At 75.4% G+C, this 22,955-nt stretch carries 1 protein-coding gene; it reads left to right on the top strand.

The window, feature by feature from the left end; genetic code table 11:
• The first annotated feature begins 37 nt into the window (after window positions 1-37).
• Window positions 38-22,954 (top strand): SDR family NAD(P)-dependent oxidoreductase, encoded by a 22,917-nt coding sequence (locus tag ACZ5GH_RS35300; protein ID WP_464336371.1) that lies wholly within the window; start codon window positions 38-40, stop codon window positions 22,952-22,954.
• Window position 22,955: the final 1 nt, after the last annotated feature.

Genomic DNA, 22,955 nt, shown 5'->3' on the forward strand with positions numbered 1-22,955 from the left:
CTTCCTTCATCCCCCCGGCTCACGAGGTGTCGATGTGATGCGCTCTCCCCTGGATCCGGACGCCGGTCGTGTCGCCGTCATCGGCATGGCGGGCCGGTTGCCGAAAGCCCCGGACCCGGAGGCGTTCTGGCGACTGCTGTGCGACGGGGCCGACGCGATCACCGCGCCGCCCGTGGGCCGGCAGGGCGTACGGCACGGCGGCTACCTGGACCGGGTGGACGGCTTCGACGCGGCGTTCTTCGGTGTGTCCCCCCGGGAGGCCGCCGCCATGGACCCGCAGCAGCGGCTCATGCTCGAACTCGCCTGGGAGGCCCTGGAGGACGCCCGGATCGTGCCGAGCACGCTGACGGGCGGTCCGACGGGGGTGTTCGTCGGCTCGATGTGGGAGGACTACACGTCCCTGGCCTACCCCGGTCACATCACGCCGCACACCCTGACCGGCACCAACCGGGGCGTCATCGCCAACCGGGTCTCGCACTTCCTCGGTGTGCGCGGACCGAGCATGACGGTCGACACGGCCCAGTCGTCGGCGCTGGTCGCGGTGCACCTGGCGGTCGAGAGCCTGCGCCGCGGCGAGTCGGCGATCGCCCTGGCCGGCGGGGTGAACCTCAACCTGGCCGCCGCCCGCGAGGCGGGCGCGGCGGAGTTCGGCGGCCTGTCCCCGGACGACCGCTGCTTCACCTTCGACGCCCGGGCCAACGGCTTCGTCCGCGGCGAGGGCGGCGCCTTCCTCGTCCTGAAGCCGCTGGACCGGGCCCTGGCCGACGGGGACCGCGTCTACGGGGTCGTCCGGGGCAGCGCGGTCAACAACGACGGCGCCACCCGGAGCCTGACCGTGCCCAGCGCGCAGGCGCAGGAACAGGTCATCCGCGAAGCACTGGCCCGCGCCGGCGTGCGGCCCGCGGACGTGCAGTACGTGGAGCTGCACGGCACCGGCACCGCCGTCGGCGACCCCGTCGAGGCCGCCGCCCTCGCGGCGGCCTACCGCGACCCGGCCGGGTCCCGCGACGCCGACAACGCCCTGCGGGTCGGATCCGCCAAGACGAACGTCGGCCACCTGGAAGGCGCCGCGGGCATCGTCGGTCTGCTCAAGGCCGTCCTCAGCGTGTACCACCGCGCACTGCCGCCGAGCCTGAACCACGAGACCCCCCACCCCCGCATCCCCCTCGACGACCTGGCGCTGCGGGTCCAGACCGCGCTGACCCCCTGGCCGCGGCCGGACGCGCCGCTGCTCGCCGGCGTGTCGTCGTTCGGCATGGGCGGCACCAACGCGCACGTGATCGTCGAGCAGGCGCCCGACGCGGCCGCCCCGCCGGCCCGGCGGCCCGCGACCGGGGCCCCGCGGCCCGCACCGGAGGCCCCGCCGGCGCCGTGGATCGTCACCGCGCGCACCAGGCAGGCGCTACGGGCGCAGATCGAGCGCCTGCGCGCGCACGTGGGCAGCCACCCGGAGCTGACCGGCGCCGAGGTCGCGCACGCGCTGGCCACCACCAGAACCCGCTTCGCGCACCGCGCGGTGCTGCTCGACTCCGCCGAGCTGGCCGTCGGCCGGGCCGGCACCCCGGGCCGTACCGTCTTCGTCTTCCCGGGCCAGGGCGCGCAGTGGGCCGGCATGGGCCGGGAGCTGTACGCCGCGTACCCCGTCTTCCGGGCCGCCATGGACGAGTGCGCCCGGGCCCTGGCCCCGCACACCGACTGGTCCCTGACCGATGTCCTGGACGGCGCCCCGCTCGACCGCGTGGACGTCGTGCAGCCCGCCCTGTTCGCGGTGATGGTGTCCCTGGCGGAGCTGTGGCGCTCCTTCGGCGTCGAGCCCGACGCGGTGGTCGGGCACTCCCAGGGCGAGATCGCCGCGGCATGCGTCGCGGGCGCGCTGTCGCTGTCCGACGCGGCCCGGATCGTGGCCCTGCGCAGCCGCGCGCTGGTGGCGCTGACCGGCCGGGGCGGCATGGTGTCCGTCGCCCTGTCCGCCGGGCGGGCCGAGGAGTACGTGTCGCGCTGGGGCGGCGCGCTGACGGTCGCCGTGGTCAACGCCGCCGGCTCGGTCGTGGTGTCCGGCGACGCGCGGGCGCTGTCCGAACTGGTCGAGTCCTGCACGGCGGACGGTGTCCGCGCACGCGTCGTCCCGGTGGACTACGCCTCCCACTCCGCGCACGTCGAGGCGATCCGCGAGCGGCTGCACACCGAACTTGGCGGTGTGCGGCCGCGGCGGGGCACCGTCCCGTACTACTCCGCGGTCACCGGCGGCCTCGTCGACGACACCACGGAGCTCGACGCCGGCTACTGGTACCGCAACCTGCGCGAGCCGGTCCGCTTCGACCGGGCCACCGCCGCACTGCTGGCGGACGGGCACGACGTCGTGGTCGAGGTCAGCCCGCACCCGGTGCTGCTGCCCGCCCTCGAACAGGGCCTGGAACAGGCCCGCGAGCGGACCGGCGCGGCCGGCGTCGCCACCGGCACGCTGGGCCGGGACCGCGGCGGGCCGGAAGCGTTCCTGACCGCGCTGTCCCGGCTGTTCGTGGCCGGCGTGCCGGTCGACTGGTCCCCGGCCGTCGCCGGGGCCGCGCCGGCCGACCTGCCCACGTACGCTTTCCAACGCCGTTCGTACTGGCTGTCCGGAGCGACGGCCGGGCAGGGCGGACTGACCCCGGCCGGCCCGGGGACGCACCCGGCGGGGAGCGCCGCGCCCGGCCGGCCGGACGGCGGCCCGCGGGCCCTGGACACCGGGGCGGGCGGCACGGACACGGGCGACCCCGAGGCGGGCGACGCGATCGACGCGGCCGCCGTGGTCACCGCGCAGATCGCGCTCGTGCTGGGCCACGAGGACCCGGCGGACATCGATCCCGCGCTCACCTTCAAGGACCTCGGCTTCGACTCGGTCACCGGGCTCGAACTGCGCAACCGCCTGGCCGGCGCCCTGGACCGGCAGCTCCCCTCCGGGCTGGTCTTCGACCACCCGACACCCGCGGAGCTGATCGACTGGCTGCGCACCGGCCCCGGCGACCGGCCGCTCCCCGCCGCCCCGGCCGACCACGACGACCCGGTCGTCATCGTGGGGATGGGCTGCCGCCTCCCCGGCGGGGTGGCCTCGCCGGACGACCTGTGGCGGCTCGTCGCGCAGGGCGTGGACGCGATCGGCGACTTCCCGGACGACCGCGGCTGGGACCTCGGCGGCCTGTACGACCCCGAACTGCGCGGCGCGGGCACCACGTACACCACCCGGGGCGGGTTCCTGGAGGGGGTGGCCGGCTTCGACGCGGAGTTCTTCGGCATCTCGCCCCGCGAGGCGCTCGCCATGGACCCGCAGCAGCGGCTCGTGCTGGAGACGGCCTGGGAGACCTTCGAGCACGCCGGGATCGACCCGGCCTCGCTGCGCGGCAGCCACACCGGCGTGTTCACCGGCGTCTGGTCGTCCGGCTACGCGACCGGACCGGGCCTGCCGGAGGACCTGGAGGGCTACCTGTTCACCGGCGTCGCGACCAGCGTCACGTCCGGCCGGGTCGCCTACCACCTCGGGTTGCGCGGTCCGGCGCTGTCCGTGGACACCGCCTGCTCGTCGTCCCTGGTCGCAGTCCACCTGGCCGCCCAGGCCCTGCGCGCGGGCGAGTGCTCGCTGGCACTCGCCGGCGGGGTCACGGTCATGGCGACACCGCTGGGCTTCACCGAGTTCTCCCGCCAGCACGGCCTCGCGGCGGACGGCCGCAGCAAGCCCTTCGCCGCCGCGGCCGACGGCACCAGCTGGGCCGAGGGGGCCGGCCTGGTGCTGCTGGAGCGGTTGTCGGACGCGCGGCGCAACGGTCACCGGGTGCTGGCGGTCGTCGCGGGAAGTGCGGTGAACCAGGACGGGGCGTCCAACGGCCTGACCGCGCCGAACGGCCCGTCGCAGGAGCGGGTGATCCGTCAGGCCCTGGCCAGTGCCGGGTTGGCGGCGTCCGAGGTGGACGCGGTGGAGGCGCACGGCACCGGCACCACGCTCGGTGACCCCATCGAGGCGCAGGCGCTGTTGGCGACGTACGGCCAGGGGCGCGACGCGCCGTTGTGGCTGGGCTCGGTGAAGTCGAACATCGGGCACACCCAGGCGGCGGCCGGCGTCGCGGGCCTGATCAAGATGGTCATGGCGGTGCGGCACGGCGAACTGCCGCGGACCCTGCACGTGGACGCCCCCTCCCCGCACGTCGACTGGGCCTCCGGCGGCGTCCGGCTGCTGACCGAGGCCCGGCCGTGGCCGGAGCGTGAACGCCCGCGCCGCGCCGGCATCTCCGCCTTCGGCATCAGCGGCACCAACGCCCACCTGATCATCGAGCAGTCCTCCGACCCGGACCCCGGCGCCCTTCCCGAACCCGCCGACCGGGCCGCCCCCACCGCCTGGCTGCTGTCCGCGAAGACCGACGCCGGGCTGCGCGCCCAGGCCGAGCGGCTGCACGCGTACGCGACCGCCCACCCCGACGTCCCGGTGGCCGCGATCAGCCGCGCACTGGCCGCCCGCACCCGGTTCGGGCACCGGGCCGCGGTGGTCGGCGCCGACCGGGAGGACCTGCTGTCCGGCCTGGCCGCGCTCCCGTCGGGCCTGCCGGGCCTGCCGGGACTGCCGGGACTGCCGGGCCGTACCGGCGGGACCGTGTTCGTCTTCCCCGGCCAGGGCGCGCAATGGGCGGGCATGGGCCGTGACCTGTACGAGCAGTCCGAGGTCTTCCGCGCCGGAATCGACGCCTGCGCCGCCGCCCTGGCCCCGTACACCGACTGGTCGCTGGTCGACGAACTGCGCCACGGCTCGCTGGAGCGCGTCGACGTGGTGCAGCCGGCCCTGTTCGCCGTCATGGTGGCGCTGGCCGACCTGTGGCGGTCCCACGGCGTGCGGCCGGACGCCGTGGTCGGCCACTCCCAGGCGGAGATCGCCGCCGCGTACGTGGCCGGCGCGCTGTCGCTGCGGGACGCCGCCAAGATCGTGGCGCTACGGTCCAGGGCACTGGCCGTCATCGCCGGCCAGGGCGGCATGGTGTCCCTCGCGCTGTCCGTCGAACAGGCCGCCGGCTACCTGGCCCGCTGGGGCGAGCGGCTGACCCCCGCCGTGGTGAACGGACCCACGGCGGTCGTGGTGTCCGGCGGCCTCGACGCGCTGGACGAACTGCTGGCCGCCTGTGAGGCCGACGGCATCCGGGCCCGCCGCCTGCCGGTGGACTACGCCGCCCACTCCGCGCAGGTCGAGGCGATCCGCGAGCGACTGCTCACCGACCTGGCCGGGATCGAGCCGAGGACCGCGGACGTCCCGTTCTACTCCACGGTCACCGGCGAGCCGGTCGACACCTCCGCCCTCGACGCCGGCTACTGGTACCGCAACCTCCGCGAACCCGTACGGTTCGACCTGGCCACCGCCCGGCTCACCGCCGACGGCCACGCGCTGTTCCTGGAGGTCAGCCCGCACCCGGTGCTGGTGCCCGCGCTGGAGGTCGCCGCCACCGGAACGCTGCGCCGCGACCACGGCGGCCTCACCGAGTTCCTCGCCGCGGCGGGGCGCCTCCACGCCGCCGGAGCCGACGTCGACTGGACTCCGGTCCTGCCCCGCACCGCCCCCAGGGCGGACCTGCCGACGTACGCCTTCCAGCGCGAGCGCTACTGGGTGACCGCGCCCCCGCCGCTGCCCCGCGACGACCGGCGGTACGAGGTGGCCTGGGCCCCGGTGAGCGGTACCACCGCCCCGGTGGACCCGGCCCGCTGGCTCGTCCTGGCCCCGACCGGGCACCCGTGGGCCGAGGCCCTGCGCACCCGGGGCTTCGCGGTGGCCGAGACCCTGACGGCCGACACCCTGGACGTGGCCGACACCCGGGGCACGGCCGACCCCCGGCAGGCGGCCGGCACCGGGGACGCCCGGCCCGGGCCGGACGGCGTGCTGTCGCTGCTGGCGCTGGACGAGGAGCCGCACCCCGACCACCCGGTGCTCCCGGCGGGCCTGGTCCGCACCCTGGACCTGGTCCGCGTCCTGGACCCGGCGCGCAGCCTGGACCCGGTGAGAACGGCCGCCGTCCCGCTGTGGTGCGCGACCAGCGGCGCCGTGAGCACCTCGGGCACCGACCCGGTCACCAGCCCGGCCCAGGCCCTGGCATGGGGCACCGGCGCCTCCGCGGCGCTGGAGTTCCCGCACGGCTGGGGCGGCCTGGTCGACCTTCCCGCCGTGCCCGACGAGGAGAGCGTGAACGCGCTGCTCGTCGTGCTCGCCGGCACCGGCGAGGACCAGGTGGCGGTCCGCGGCGCCCGGCGCTACGCCAGGCGGCTGCGCCGCAAGGCGCCGTCGGGCCCGGCCGCGCGGTCCTGGCGGCCGCGGGGCACGGTGCTGGTCACCGGCGGCACCGGCGCGCTCGGCGGACACCTGGCGCGCCGCCTCGCGCGGCAGGGCGCGGAGCACATCGTGCTGGCCGCCCGCCGCGGCCCCGACGCACCCGGCGCGGCCGGCCTGCGCGACGAACTGGAGGCGGCCGGAGCGCGGGTGACCGTGGCGGCCTGCGACGTGGCCGACCGGGACGCCCTGCGGGACCTCGTCGAGCGCGTCGGCGACATCCGCGCGGTCTTCCACACCGCCGGCGTGATCAGGGCGACCAGGCTGGCCGACACGACACCGGCGGAGTTCGCCGAGGTCGTCGGGGCCAAGGTCGCCGGCGCGGCGAACCTGGCGGAACTCCTGCCGGACCTCGACGCCCTCGTGCTGTTCTCCTCCACCGCGGGCGTGTGGGGCGACGGCCACGGCGCGGCCTACGCCGCCGGCAACGCCTTCCTGGACGCCCTGGCCGCACAGCACCGCGCCCAGGGCCGCGCCACGACCTCCGTCGCGTGGGGCATCTGGGCCGACGGCGGCATGGCGGCCCTGGAGTCCGTGCAGCGCCAGCGCACCCTGCTCGGCCTCGGCGAACTGGAGCCGGGCCGGGCTCTCGACGCGCTGCAGGACGTCCTCGACCACGACGAGGCCCTCGCGGTCGTCACCGAGGCCGACTGGGCGCAGTTCGCCCGCGCCTACACCCACGCGCGGCCGAGCCGGCTGCTGCGGGACCTGCCCGAGACCCACAGCCGGCCGCAGGCCCCCCGGCCCGCGCCCGCCGCCGGCGGCACCGGCCTGCTGGAGCTGGTCACCACCCACGTCGCCGGGGTGCTGGGCCACGCCACCCCCGAGCGGCTCGACCCCCGGCAGACGTTCAAGGACCTGGGATTCGACTCGCTGACCGCGGTGGAACTGCGCAACCGCCTGACCGCCGCGCTCGGCGTGAAACTTCCCGCCACCCTCGTCTTCGACCACCCCACCCCGGCACGGCTGGCCGCCCACCTGTGCGGCGCGTCCGGCGAGCAGGACGCGCCGCACGCCCCGGCCGCGACGGCCACGACGACCGCGACGGACGAGCCGATCGCCGTCATCGGCATGGGCTGCCGCTACCCCGGAGGCGTCGGCAGCCCCGAGGACCTGTGGCGGCTGGTCGCGGACGGCGTGGACGCGGTCGGCGACTTCCCGACCGACCGGGGGTGGGACCTGGACCGCCTGTACGACCCGACGGGGAGCCGCCCCCGCACGTCGAGCACGTCCCGGGGCGGCTTCCTCGACGCGGCCGGCGACTTCGACGCGGCGTTCTTCGGGATATCGCCCCGCGAGGCGCTCGCCATGGACCCGCAGCAACGCATCCTGCTGGAGACCGCGTGGGAGGCCGTCGAGTACGCCGGGATCGACCCGACCGCGCTGGAGGGCAGCTCCACCGGCGTGTTCACCGGCATCTGGTCCACCGGCTACGCCGCCGGGCCGGTCCCCGACGACCTGGAGGGCTACCAGGTCACCGGCACCGCGTCGAGCGTCGGGTCCGGCCGGCTGGCGTACCAGCTGGGCCTGCTCGGCCCGGCGCTGTCCCTGGACACCGGCTGCTCGTCGTCCCTGGTGGCCGTGCACCTGGCCGCCCAGGCGCTGCGCTCGGGGGAGTGCTCCTTCGCCCTGGCCGGCGGCGTCACCGTCAACGCGGCGCCCACGCTGTTCACCGAGATGTCCCGGCAGGGGGCGAGCGCGCCCGACGGACGCAGCAAGTCCTTCGCCGCCGCGGCCGACGGAGCGGGCTGGGCCGAGGGCGCCGGCCTGCTGCTGCTGGAGCGGCTGTCCGACGCCCGCCGCAACGGCCACGAGGTGCTGGCGGTCGTCCGGGGCTCCGCCACCAACCAGGACGGCGCCTCCAACGGCCTGACCGCGCCGAACGGCCCCTCCCAGGAGCGGGTGATCCGTCAGGCCCTCGCCAACGCCGGGCTGGAGGCGTCCGAGGTGGACGCGGTGGAGGCGCACGGCACCGGCACCACCCTCGGCGATCCGATCGAGGCGCAGGCGCTGTTGGCGACGTACGGCCAGGGGCGCGACGCGCCGTTGTGGCTGGGCTCGGTGAAGTCGAACATCGGGCACGCCCAGGCGGCGGCCGGCGTCGCGGGCCTGATCAAGATGGTGATGGCGATGCGGCACGGCGAACTGCCGCGGACCCTGCACGTGGACGCGCCCACGCCGCACGTCGACTGGGCCTCCGGCGCGGTCCGCCTGCTCACCGAACCGGTCACCTGGCCCGGGACCGGGCGGCCACGGCGGGCCGCCGTCTCCGCCTTCGGCATCAGCGGCACCAACGCCCACGTCATCCTCGAAGAGCCCGCCGAGCCCGACTCCGCCGCGCCCGCCCCCCGGGGCCGCGCGGACGAACACGTCCTCTGGCCGCTGTCGGCCAGGTCCGAGGCGGCGTTGCGGGAGCAGGCGCGTCGGCTGGGCGCCTTCGCCGCCGTGCATCCCGAGGTGAGCCCGGCGGCGGTCGGGGGCGCTCTGGCCGCCCGCACCGTGTTCGAGCACCGCGCCGTGGTGGTGGGCACCGCCGCGGCCCTGGACGCGCTGGTGGAGGGCCGGTCGGCGCCGGGTCTGGTCACCGGCACCGCCCGTCCGCTGGGCCGGTCGGTGTTCGTGTTCCCGGGGCAGGGTGCGCAGTGGGTCGGCATGGGTGGGGAGTTGTACGGCTCGGAGCCGGTGTTCCGGGAGGTGATCGAGGCGTGTGATGCCGCGTTGGCGCCGTTCACGGACTGGTCGTTGGTGGAGGTGCTGACCGGTGGCGGCTCGCTGGAGCGGGTGGATGTGGTGCAGCCGGCGTTGTTCGCGGTGATGGTGGCGCTGGCGGAGCTGTGGCGTGCCCACGGTGTGGAGCCGGATGCCGTGGTCGGGCATTCGCAGGGCGAGATCGCGGCCGCCTACGTGGCCGGAGCGCTGTCCTTGGAGGACGCCGCCAAGGTGGTCGCCCTGCGCAGCAGGGCCCTGGTCGCCCTGGCCGGACACGGCGGCATGGTCTCGGTCGCGCTGTCCGCGGACGACGCCGCCGGCTACCTGGATCCCTGGGGCGACCGGATCACCGTCGCGGTGGTCAACTCCGCCGCCACCGTCGTCGTCTCCGGCGAACCCGTGGCCCTGGACGAACTGCTGGCGGCCTGCGCCAGGGACGGCGTCCGCGCCCGCGCCATCCCCGTCGACTACGCGGCGCACTCGGCGCAGGTCGAGGCGGTCCGCGAGCAGCTCCTGACCGACCTCGCGGACGTCCGGCCCCGGCCCGCGGTGATTCCGTTCTACTCGACGGTGACCGGCGAGCCGGTCGACACCTCCGCCCTCGACGCCGGCTACTGGTACCGCAACCTCCGCGAACCCGTACGGTTCGACCTGGCCACCGCCCGGCTCACCGCCGACGGCCACGAGGTGTTCGTGGAAGTCAGCCCGCACCCGGTGCTGGTGCAGGACCTGGACGGCGTGGCGACCGGCACCCTGCGCCGCGACCACGGCGCCACCGGGGAGTTCCACACCGCCCTGGCCCGCCTCCACGTCCAGGGCGTCGCCGTGACCTGGCCGCACGACCGCCCCCACGGCGTCCGGCTGCCGGGCTACGCCTTCCAGCGCAGCACCTACTGGCTCACCCCCGCGGCCGGCGGCCACGGCACCGGGCACCCGCTGGCGGGCACCACGGTCGAACTGCCCGACGGGAGCACCGTGCACAGCGGCCGCGTCTCCACCCGGACCCGCCCCTGGCTGGCCGACCACGCCGTCGACGGCACGGTCCTGCTGCCGGGCACCGCCTTCCTCGAACTCGCCACCCTGGCCGGCGGGACGGTCGACGACCTCGTCCTGCACCTGCCCCTCGCGCTCCCGGACACACCGACGGACCTCCAGGTCTCGGTCGGCGCCCCGGACGACGCGGGCCGCAGCGCGGTCACCGTGCACTCCCGGAGCGGCGACGGCTGGGTCCGCCACGCGTCCGGCACCCTCGGCGGCCAGGTGACGGCCGGACGAATCGACTGGCCCCCGAGGAACGCCGAACCCGTGGACCCCGAAGGGTTCTACGCCTTCCTCGCCGGCCTCGGATACCAGTACGGACCCGCGTTCCGGGGCGTGCGGGAGCTGTGGCAGGGCGAGGACGAGCTGTACGCCGAGGTGTCCGTCCCCGACGGCGCCCCCTTCGGCATCCACCCCGCGCTCCTGGACGCCGCACTCCAGCCGCTGATCCTGCTCAGCCCCGACACCCGGGTCCGGCTGCCGTTCTCCTTCTCCGGCGTCGCCGTGCACACCACCGGTGTGTCGTCCGCCCGGGTCCACCTGGTTCGCACGGGCACCGACACCTACCGCGCGACACTGACCGACCTGTCCGGCGACCCGGTCGCGGACATCACCGCGCTGACCGTCCGTCCGGCCGCCGAGGCCCGGGCCGGCGTGCTGCACACCCGGTGGACACCCCTCACCGCGAGCCCACCGACCGAGGTGGTACCCAGCCCGGTGCTCACCGCGGACGCCGACGCGGACTCCGTGCACGCTCTCGTCCAGCGAGCCCGCGCGCTCGTCCAGGACTTCCTGGCCGAGCGGCCCGAGCGGGCGGCCGCACGCCTGGCCGTGCTGACCCGCGGCGTGGCCGGCGCGGCCGTACGCGGCCTGGTCCGCAGCGCCGCCGCCGAGCACCCCGGCCGGTTCGTCCTGGTCGATCTGGGCGACGCGTCCGAGGAGGACGCGGTCCGGGCGGCCATGACGGCCGGCGACGAACCCGAACTGGCCCTGCGCGGGGAACGCGTCCTCGTGCCGCGGCAGGCCGGGTACGCGCCGGAACTGACCGCCCCCGACGGCGCGTACCGGCTGAGCGAGTCCGGCACCGGGCAACTGGACGACCTGGCCCTGCTGCCCTGGCAGGAGACCGCGCTGGAACCCGGGCAGGTCCGGGTCGCCGTACGCGCGGCCGGCCTGAACTTCCGCGACGTGCTCATCACCCTCGGCCTGTACCCGGACCGGCCCCCGTTGGGCGGCGAAGGGGCCGGCACCGTCCTGGAGGTCGGCCCCGGCGTCACGGCCTGGCGGCCCGGCGACCGCGTCATGGGCATGATGCCCGGCGCCTTCGGGCCGCGCGCCGTCGCCGACCACCGGCTCCTGACGGCGGTCCCCGACGGCTGGAGCTTCACCGAGGCGGCGTCGGTGCCCATCGCGTTCACCACCGCCTGGTACGCGCTGTACGACCTCGGCGAACTGCGCCCCGGCGACCGGGTCCTGGTCCACGCCGGCGCGGGCGGGGTGGGCATGGCCGCCGTCCGGTTGGCCCTGAACAGCGGCGCGGAGGTCTTCGCCACCGCGAGCCCCGCCAAGTGGGACACGCTGCGGCGCCTCGGACTGGCGGACGACCACATCGGTTCGTCCCGCGACACCCGGTTCGCCGACCGGTTCCCGGCCATGGACGTCGTCCTCAACTCGCTCGCGGGAGAACTCACCGACGCCTCCCTGCGGCTGCTCGCCGACGGCGGACGGTTCGTCGAACTGGGAAAGACGGACGTCCGCTCACCCGAGGGACTGCTCTACCGGGCCTTCGACCTCAACGACGTCGACCCCGCGCGGCAGGGCGACATCCTCGCCGAGGTCGTGGCGATGGTCGCCGACGGGACGCTGGAGCCGCTGCCGGCCACCGCCGCGGACCTCCGCCAGGCCGTCGGCTCCTTCCGGCTGATGAGCCAGGGCCGCCACACCGGCAAGATCGTCCTCACCGTCCCCCAGCCGATCGACCCCGACGGCACCGTGCTGATCACCGGCGGCACCGGCACCCTGGGCCAGGCCGTCGCCCGGCACCTGGTGTCCCGCTACGGGGTACGGCACCTGCTGCTCGTCAGCCGCGGCGGTGGCGCGGTGCCGCACCTGCAGGCGCGAGCGGACGTCGACGTGCGGGTGGTGGCCTGCGACGTCGCGGATCGGGACGCCCTGGCGGCCGTACTGGACTCGATCCCGGCCGAACACCCGCTCACCGCCGTCGTCCACGCGGCCGGCGTGCTCGACGACACCGTGGTGGAACGGCTGACCGCGGAGCGGCTCGACCGGGTGCTGCGCCCCAAGGTCGACGGCGCCTGGCACCTGCACGAGCTGACCCGCGAACACCACCTCGCCGCCTTCGTGCTGTTCTCCGCGGCCGCGGGTGTCCTCGGCAACGCCGGCCAGGCCGGCTACGCGGCGGCGAACGCCTACCTCGACGCGTTGGCCGCACACCGGCAGACCCTCGGACTGCCCGCCGTGTCGATGGCCTGGGGTTACTGGGAGCAGGAGAGCGGCATGACCGCCCACCTCACCACGGCCGACCGCCGACGCCTCGCCCGCAAGGGCATCCGTCCCCTCAGCAGCGAACGCGCCCTGGCCATGTTCGACACCGCGCTGGCCGCCGGACGTCCCGCGCTGACCACGGCCGACCTCGCGATGCCGCGGACCCTGCCGACGCCCAAGGCCCCCGCGTCGGACCTGCTGTCCCTGGTCGCCGCCCACACCGCCACCGTCCTCGGCCACTCCGACGCCGCCGCGATCCACCCCGGACTCGCCTTCCGCGACCTCGGCTTCGACTCCCTGACCTCCGTCGAACTGCGCAACCGCCTCGCCGGCGCCACCGGCCTGCGGCTGCCCGCGACGCTCGTCTTCGACCACCCCACCCCCGCCGACCTCGCCGACCACCTCAGGGCCGAACTCTCCGGTGCGGGTGGGGCCGTGGCGCCGGTGGTGCCGGTGGGCGGGGCGGGTGACGGGGCTGATCCGGTGGTGATCGTGGGCATGGGGTGTCGGTTGCCGGGTGGGGTGGGGTCGCCGGAGGAGCTGTGGGGCCTGGTGTCGGGTGGGGTGGATGCGATCGGCGCGTTCCCGGCTGATCGGGGGTGGGACGTGGAGGGGTTGTTCCATCCGGATGCGGATCATCCGGGGACGTCGTACACGCGGTCGGGTGGCTTCCTCGCGGACGCGGCGGGGTTCGATGCCGACTTCTTCGGGATCTCGCCGCGTGAGGCCTTGGCGATGGATCCGCAGCAGCGGGTGCTGCTGGAGACCGCGTGGGAGACGTTCGAGGACGCGGGGATCGATCCGACGTCGTTGCGGGGCAGCCGGACGGGTGTCTTCACCGGCGTCTGGTCCTCCGGCTACGTCGGCAGCCCCGACCAGGCACCGCCCGACACCGAGGGCTACCTCGCCACCGGCATCTCGCCGAGCATCACCTCCGGCCGGGTCTCCTACCTGCTGGGCCTCCAGGGCCAGGCCGTGTCCGTCGACTCCGCCTGCTCCTCGTCACTGATGGCGATCCACCTCGCCGCGCAGGCACTGCGGTCGGGGGAGTGCACCCTCGCCCTGGCCGGCGGGGTGACCGTGAGCGTGACCCCCCTGCAGTTCACGGAGTTCTCCCGCCAGCGTGCCCTGGCCCCGGACGGCCGGTGCAAGCCCTTCTCGTCGACGGCCGACGGTACGGCGTGGGGCGAGGGTGCGGGGCTGGTGCTGCTGGAGCGGTTGTCGGACGCCCGCCGCAACGGCCACCGGGTGCTGGCGGTGGTGCGGGGCTCGGCGGTCAACCAGGACGGGGCGTCCAACGGGTTGACCGCGCCCAACGGCCTCTCCCAGGAACGCGTCATCCGCCAGGCGCTCGCCAGCGCCGGGTTGGCGGCGTCCGAGGTGGACGCCGTGGAGGCGCACGGCACGGGGACGACGCTCGGCGATCCGATCGAGGCGCAGGCGCTGTTGGCGACGTACGGCCAGGGGCGGGACGAGCCGTTGTGGCTGGGGTCGGTGAAGTCGAACATCGGCCACACCCAGGCGGCGGCCGGTGTGGCCGGGGTGATCAAGATGGTGATGGCCATGCGGCACGGCGAACTGCCGCCGACGCTGCACGTCCAGGAGCCCACACCGCACGTCGAGTGGGACACCGGTGACATCCGGCTGCTGACCGAGGCCCGACCGTGGCCGGAGACGGGGCGCCCCCGCCGCGCGGGCATCTCGGCCTTCGGGGCCAGCGGCACCAACGCCCACGTCGTCATCGAACAGTTCCCGGCGGAGACCCCCGAACGACCCGCCGCGGACGACGCCGTGGAGCCGGAGCCCACCGTGTGGCTGCTGTCCGGCAGGACGGACGACGCCCTCCGCGCCCAGGCCCGACGGCTCGCGGACCACGTCGCCGCCCACCCCGGACTCCGGCCGGCCGCGATCGGCCGGGCCCTCGTCACCACCCGCACCATGCTCGCCCACCGGGCGGCCCTGGTGGGCAGCACCCGGACCGAACTGATGGCGGAGCTGGCCGCCCTCGCCGACGGAGACCCCCGCGTCATCACGGGCGTGGCCGGTTCGCCGGGTCGGTCGGTGTTCGTGTTCCCCGGCCAGGGTGCGCAGTGGGTCGGCATGGGTGGGGAGTTGTACGGCTCGGAGCCGGTGTTCCGGGAGGTGATCGAGGCGTGTGATGCCGCGTTGGCGCCGTACACGGACTGGTCGTTGGTGGAGGTTTTGACCGGTGGCGGCTCGCTGGAGCGGGTCGACGTCGTGCAGCCTGCCCTGTTCGCGGTGATGGTGGCGCTGGCGGAGCTGTGGCGTGCCCACGGGGTGGAGCCGGATGCCGTCGTCGGGCACTCGCAGGGCGAGATCGCGGCCGCCTACGTGGCCGGAGCGCTGTCCCTGGACGACGCCGCCAAGGTGGTCGCCCTGCGCAGCAGGGCCCTGGTCGCTCTGGCGGGTCAGGGCGGCATGCTTTCCCTAGGCCTCGGGCACGAGCAGGCCGCCGAGTTCGTGGCCCGCTGGGACGGTCGGCTGACCGTGGCGGTGGTCAACTCGGCGGACGGCGTGGTGGTTTCGGGCGACCTGGGCGCGCTGGACGAACTGCTGGCGGCCTGCGAGGCCGACGGCATCCGCGCCCGCCGCCTGCCGGTGGACTACGCCGCCCACTCCGCCCAGGTCGAGGCGATCCGCGACCAACTGCTCACCGAACTGGCCGACATCACACCGCAGCCGGCGGCGGTCCCGTTCTACTCCACGGTCACCGGCGAGCCCGTCGACACCTCCGCCCTCGACGCCGGCTACTGGTACCGCAACCTCCGCGAACCCGTACGCTTCGACCTCGCCGTCGAGGCCCTCACCCAGGACCGGCACGGCGTGTTCGTGGAGGTCAGCCCGCACCCCGTCCTGATACCGGTGATGGACGGCGTCGCGACCGGCACGCTGCGCCGTGGCGGCGGCAGGCAGGAGTTCCACCTCGCCCTGGCGCGCCTGCACACGCGAGGCGTGGCCGTCGACTGGACGCCGGTCTTCCCCGGCGAGGCCGGCCATGTCCCGCTGCCGACGTACGCCTTCCAGCACCGGCCGTACTGGTTGACCCCCACCGCCGCGAAGGGCGACGTGTCGGCGGCGGGACTGGACCCGGCCGGGCACCCGCTGCTCGGCGCCGTCGTCGAACTGGCCGGGGACCAGAGCGTCCTGCTCACGGGGCGGCTCTCGACGGCCACCCGGCCTTGGCTGGCCGACCACGTCGTCCTGGGCTCCGTGCTGCTGCCCGGCACCGTGTTCGTCGAACTCGCCCTGCACGCCGGACGGCAGGCCGGCTGCGACGTCCTGGACGAACTGGTGCTGGAAGCCCCCATGATCCTGCCGGACGACGGTTCCGTGCCGGTCCAGGTCGTCGTCGGCGCACCGGACGGCACGGGCCGGCGTCCCGTCACCGTGCACTCCCGGACGGCGGGCAGCTGGTTGCGGCACGCCACCGGCATGCTCGCGACCGGTGGCCGCCCCCACCCGTACGACACCGGCGAGCCCTGGCAGCCGGCCGGTGAGCCCGTCGACCTGACCGGCTTCTACGACACCCTCGCCGCCCAGGGCTACGAGTACGGGCCGGTGTTCGCGGGCGTACGCGAGATCCGGCGGCAGGGCGACGAGCTCTACGCCGAGGTGGCGCTGCCCGCCGACGTCCGCGACCGCTTCGGTCTCCACCCCGCGCTGCTCGACGCCGCACTCCAGCCGCTGACCATGCTGGCGGCCGGCCGCCTGCCGTTCTCCTTCTCCGGGGTGTCGATGCGGAAAGCCGGCTCCACGGCCCGGGTCCGCCTCACACCCACCGGTCCCGACACCTTCCGGGTCGCGCTCGCCGACGAGTCCGGGCCGCTGGCGGTGATCGAGGCGCTGACCGTGCGCCACCGGCCGGCGGGCACGCCCGGCGCCGGGACCGACCAGCTCTTCCGCCTCGACTGGGTGCCCGTCGAGAGCACCGGCGAACCCCCGGCCGTCCACCACGTCACGCCCCCGGCGGGAGACCCGGTGGCGGCCGCGCACACCGTCGCCGCCGAGACGCTGGGCGTGCTCCAGGACTTCCTGCGCGACGGGGACGGCCGGCTGGCCGTCGTGACCCGCGGGGCGGTCGGGCCGGACGCCGCCGACCTGCCGTCCAGCGTCGTCTGGGGCCTGGTCCGCGCGGCCCAGGCGGAACACCCCGGCCGGTTCGTGCTCGTGGACACCGACGACCGCGTCCTCGTCGCGGGGGACGAACCGCAGCTCGTCGTCCGCGACGGCGCCGCCCACGCCGCCCGCCTGGTACGGGCCGAAGCGGCGCCGGCACCCGGCCCGCTCGACCCGGACGGCACCGTGCTGATCACCGGAGGCACCGGAACGCTGGGCCGCCTCGTCGCCCGGCACCTGCGCGACCGGCACGGCATCCGGCACCTGCTCCTGCTCAGCAGGACCGCGGCGGAGGTGGACTTCGACGCCGAGGTGGTGGCCTGCGACGTGGCCGACCGGGAGGCGCTGGCGGCCGTACTGGACTCGATCCCGGCCGAGCGTCCGCTGACCGCGGTCGTGCACGCGGCCGGCGTGCTCGACGACGGCGTCGTCGAAGCCCTCACGCCCGACCGGCTCGACCGGGTGCTGCGGCCCAAGGCCGACGCCGCCTGGCACCTGCACGAGCTGACGAAGGACCTCGGCCTGGGCGCGTTCGTGCTCTTCTCCTCCGCCGCCGGGGTGCTGGGCGGCCCGGGCCAGGCGAACTACGCCGCCGCGAACGCCTTCCTGGACGCCCTCGCCGTGCACCGGCGTGCCCTGGGTCTGCCGGGGGTGTCGCTGGCCTGGGGACAGTGGGCCGAGGCCAGCGGGCTGACCGAACGCCTCACCGACACCGACCGCAAGCGCCTCGCCCGCGCCGGCGTGCTGCCGATGCCCACGAACCAGGCGCTGGAACTGTTCGACCTGGCCTTGGGCGCCGCCGATCCGGCGCTGGTCCCCGCACACCTCGACCTGTCGGCGGCCTCCACCCGCCCCCTGCTCAGCCGCCTCACCCGTACCAGGCCCGCCCGGCGCACGGACCGGCCGGGCCTGGGCGGTGAACTGGCGGCCCTGCCCGAGACCGAGCAGTACCGTCGCGTCCTGGACCTGGTCACCGGCCAGACGGCCGCCGTCCTCGGCCACACCGACACCGCGGCCGTCGGCGCCGAGCGGGCCTTCAAGGAGCTGGGCTTCGACTCGCTCACCGCGGTGGAGCTGCGCAACCGGCTGTCCGCGGTCACCGGGGCACGGCTGCCGGCGACGATGGTCTTCGACCACCCGACCCCCGACGCGCTGGCCGGCCACCTGCGGAACCTCCTGGTCGGCGCCCGGCGCCAGGCCCCTGCCGTGCCCGTGGCGGTCGGGGTTCCGGTGTCGGGCGATCCGGTGGTCGTGGTGGGGCTGGGGGCGCGGTATCCGGGTGGGGTGGGGTCGGCCCGGGAGTTGTGGGATCTGGTGGCGGGCGGGGTCGACGCGGTGGGTGAGTTCCCGTCGGATCGTGGGTGGGAGGTGGGCCGTCTCTACGATCCGGCGGGTGGTCCGGGGAGGTCGTACACGCGGTCGGGTGGTTTTCTCGTGGACGCGGGCGGCTTCGACGCCGGGTTCTTCGGGATCTCGCCGCGTGAGGCGTTGGCGATGGATCCGCAGCAGCGGGTGCTGTTGGAGACGGCGTGGGAGACGTTCGAGGACGCGGGGATCGATCCGACGTCGTTGCGGGGCAGCCGGACGGGCGTCTTCACCGGCATCTGGTCCTCGGGCTATGGCGCCGGGGCACAGCCGCCCGACCTGGAGGGATACCTTTCGACGGGCACGGCGACGAGTGTGACCTCCGGGCGGGTGTCGTACCTGCTGGGGCTGGAGGGTCCGGCGGTGTCGGTGGACACGGCGTGCTCGTCATCGCTGGTGGCGATCCACCTGGCGGCGCAGGCGCTGCGCTCGGGGGAGTGCTCACTGGCGTTGGCCGGTGGGGTGACGGTGATGGCGACGCCGGCGGGGTTCGTCGAGTTCTCGCGGCAGCGGGGGCTTGCGGCGGACGGGCGGGTGAAGGCGTTCGCCGAGGCGGCCGACGGCACGGCGTGGGGTGAGGGCGCCGGATTGGTGCTGCTGGAGCGGTTGTCGGACGCGCGGCGCAACGGTCACCGGGTGCTGGCGGTCGTCGCGGGAAGTGCGGTGAACCAGGACGGGGCGTCCAACGGGCTGACCGCGCCGAACGGTCCGTCGCAGGAGCGGGTGATCCGTCAGGCGCTGGCGAATGCCGGGTTGGCGGCGTCCGAGGTGGACGCGGCGGAGGCGCACGGCACCGGCACCACCCTCGGCGATCCGATCGAGGCGCAGGCGTTGCTGGCGACTTACGGCCAGGGGCGCGACGCGCCGTTGTGGCTGGGCTCGGTGAAGTCGAACATCGGGCACACCCAGGCGGCGGCCGGTGTGGCCGGGGTGATCAAGATGGTGATGGCGATGCGGCACGGGCAACTGCCGCCGACGCTGCACGTGGACGCGCCGACCTCCCACGTCGACTGGGATGCCGGAAACATCCGGCTGCTCACCGAGGCGCGGCCCTGGCCCGACAGCGGCCACCCGCGCCGCGCGGGCATCTCGGCGTTCGGCATCAGCGGCACCAACGCGCACGTGATCTTGGAGGCACCGGCCCCGGACCCCGCCCACGGTCCCGCTTCCACGCCCGCTCCCGTCGTGCCGGTACCGTGGCTGCTGTCGGCGAAGTCGGACGCGGCCCTGCGCGAACAGGCCCGCAGGCTGCGCGGGTTCCTCGCCGAGCACCCCGAGGTCACCCTGGCCGAGGTGGCCGCGGACCTGGCCGCGCGGGCTCGGTTCCCGCACCGTGCCGTCCTGACGGACCCGGCCGGCCTGGACGCGCTGATCGACGGAAAACCCGGAATCGTCACGGGCGTCGTCCTCCCGGGAAAGTCGGCGTTCGTGTTCTCCGGTCAGGGGGGTCAGTGGGCGGGGATGGGACGGGGTTTGTACCGCGCGTTCCCGGTGTTCGCGCGGGCGTTGGACGAGGTGTGCGGGCTGCTGGGGTTGCCGGTGGAGGTGTTGTTCGCGGACGCGGAGGGCGTGCTCGGTGAGACCCGGTTCACCCAGGGCGCGGTGTTCGCGTTGGAGGTGGCGCTGTTCCGGCTGGTGGAGTGGCTGGGGGTGCGGCCGGACTTCGTGGTCGGGCATTCCGTCGGTGAGGTGGCGGCGGCGCATGTGGCCGGGGTGCTGGGCCTGGAGGACGCGTGTGTCCTGGTGGGGGTACGTGGCCGGTTGATGCAGGGGCTGCCCGGGGGTGGGGCGATGGTCTCGCTCCAGGCGTCACTGGAGGAGGTCGTCGGTTCTCTGGTGCCGGGGGCCGAGGTGGCGGCGGTCAACGCGGTGGACGCGGTGGTGGTGTCGGGTGACGAGGCCGCGGTGGCGGCGGTCGCGGAGGTGTGGCGGGGCCGTGGGCGGCGGGTGCGGCGGCTGGCGGTGAGTCACGCGTTCCATTCGGCGCGGATGGATCCGGTGCTGGGGGAACTCGGTGAGGTGGCGGCGGGTCTGTCGTTCGGCGAGCCGGTGATCCCGGTGGTCTCCACGGTGGCCGGGCGTCCGGTGGACCTGGGGGAGGCCGGGTACTGGGTGCGGCAGGTGCGCGAGCCCGTCCGGTTCGCCGACGCCATGGAATGGCTGACGGACCGGGGCGTGACGGGGTTCGTGGAGGTGGGCCCGCATCCGCATCTGGTGCCAACCGGCTTGATGCGCCGTGGCGGTGACTCCCCGGAGCGGTTGTTCGCCGGGCTGGGGCGGTTGTGGGCGGACGGCGCCGTGCGCTGGACGCCGCCCGTGACCACGCCGCCGGGGGCGTCGGAGGCGCACGTGCCCTCGTACCCGTTCCAGCACCAGCACTACTGGCTCCACCCCACCACCCCGGCACCGACCGGTGACGGCGGGATCGACCACCCGCTGCTGCGGGACGCCATGGAACTCCCCGACGACAACGGCGTGGTGCTGACGGGACGACTCGCCACCGCCGCGCAGCCGTGGCTCACCGAACACGTCGTCTCGGGCTCGCCCCTGCTGCCCGGCGCGGCGTTCGTGGACCTGGCGCTCCGAGCCGGAGAACACGTCGACTGCCCGGCGGTCGAGGACCTGACGCTGGAGGCACCGCTGGTGGTCGCGGACGGCGTGCAGGTGTCGGTGACCGTCGGCCCCGACCGGGCGGGCCGGCGCAGCGTCTCGATCCACTCGCGCACGGACGGCGAGTGGGTGCGGCACGCCACCGGGACCCTGGGCGCCGTACCCGTCGCACCACGCGAACCCTGGGCACGGCAGTGGCCGCCGCCCGCCGAAGCCGTCGACCTCGACGCCTTCTACGACGACCTGGCCGACGCCGGATTCGCCTACGGCACGGCCTTCCAGGGCCTGCGAGCGGCCTGGCGCGACGGCGACACCCTCTACGCGGAGGTGGCCGCACCCCCCGGTGACACCCGGTTCGCCCTGCACCCCGCCCTGCTCGACGCCGCGATCCAGGTCGTGACCGTCGCCGACGACCGGGCGAAGATGCCGTACTCCTTCGCCGGGATCTCCTGGCGGCCGGGGTGGCGCGGCGCCGAGCACGCCAGGGTCCGGCTGACCGTGACCGGCGCGGACACCTGCGCGATCGGCCTCGCCGACCAGTCGGGCGCGCCGGTCGCCGAGATCGCCTCGTTGACGCTGCGCCGGCCGGCCGGGGCAGCCACGCGGGACGTGCCGTACCAGGTGGCGTGGCCGGTCCTGGAAGCGGCGACCACCGAACCGGACGACGTCCCGGTCCACCACGCAACCTCGCCCGTCGAGACCCTGCGGGTGATCCAGGACTTCCTGGCCACGGACACCCCGCGCCTGGTGGTCGCCACGCGCAACGCCGTGCCGGTCCGGCCGGGCGAGGACGTCGATCCGCGGGCCGCCGCCGTCTGGGGCCTGGTCCGGTCGGCCGCCACCGAGCACCCCGGCCGGTTCGTGCTGGTCGACGGCGACGGCGGCGGCCGGGTCCGGCTGGCCGGCGACGAACCCCAGCTGGCGATCCGCGCCGGCGCCGTCCACGTCCCCCGCCTCGAACGGGTGCGGGCCGAACCGCTGCCCTCGCCGTTCGGCCCCGAGGGCACCGTGCTCGTCACCGGCGGCACCGGCACCCTGGGCGGCACGATCGCCCGCCACCTCGCCGTACGGCACGGCGTGCGGCACCTGCTGCTGGTCAGCCGGAGCGGCCCGGACGCCCCCGGCGCGGCGGCGCTGACCGCCGACCTGGCCGCGCTGGGCGCGACCGCCGTCATCGTGGCGTGCGACGTGTCCGACCGCGAGGCGGTGGCGCGGCTGCTCGCCGAACACCCGGTCACCTCGGTGGTCCACGCCGCGGGCACGCTGGCCGACACCGTCGTGGAAACCCTCACCCCGCGGCAGTTCGCACGCGTGTGGGAGCCGAAGGCCCTGGCGGCGCGGCACCTCCACGAACTGACCTCGGACCTGGAGGCGTTCGTACTGTTCTCGTCGGCGGCCGGGGTGCTGGGCGGCGCGGGCCAGGCGAACTACGCGGCGGCGAACGCGTACCTCGACGGCCTCGCCGCACACCGGCACGCCCAGGGACAGCCGGCCGTGTCGCTCGCCTGGGGCTACTGGGCGGAGGCCAGCGGCATGACCGCAGGCCTGACCGCCACCGACCGGCACCGGCTGGCCAGGGCCGGCGTCCGGCCGCTGCCGACGACGGACGCGCTGGCCCTGTTCGACGCCGCGTTGACGGCGGGCGTCCCCGCCCTCGCCCCCGTCAGGTTCGACCTGCCGGCCCTGCGCCGCGCCGGCGACCCGCCCGCCCTGCTGCGCGAGCTGGTACGGCCCCGGCGAAGCCAGGCCGCCGACCGCGTGTGGACGCAGGCCGACGTGCTGCGACTCGTCGTGGGCCAGGCCGCCCTCGTCCTGGGGCACTCGTCACCGGAAGCGGTCAACCCCGACCAGGCGTTCACCGACCTCGGGTTCGACTCGCTCACCGCCGTGGAACTGCGCAACCAGCTCGACGCCGACACCGGCCTGCGCCTGCCCGCCACGCTCGTCTTCGACCATCCGACACCGGCCCGCCTGGCCGCCTTCGTGCACACCAGGTTGCGCGGCACCGAACCCGACCCCGTGCTCGCCGAACTCGACCGGCTCAGGTCAACTCTGGACGCGGCGGCCGCCGACGCCGACCACGAGACCGTCGCCGCCCGCCTCGAAGCACTTCTCGCGGCCTGGACGGCCAGACGCACCGGCTCGGCGACGGGCGTCGAAGAGGCCAGCGACGACGAACTGTTCAGCCTCCTGGACGACGTGCACCGCAGGACCGAGGTCATCCGCTCGGGCGAGTCCCGCAACGCTGAGGAGAAGTAGC

The sequence above is a fragment of the Kitasatospora sp. Xyl93 genome, from assembly GCF_055383135.1.

What these genes read in the sequence shown, in the direction of transcription:
- ACZ5GH_RS35300 (WP_464336371.1), top strand. Translation starts at nt 38, where the DNA reads ATGCGCTCTCCCCTGGATCCGGACGCCGGTCGTGTCGCCGTCATCGGC.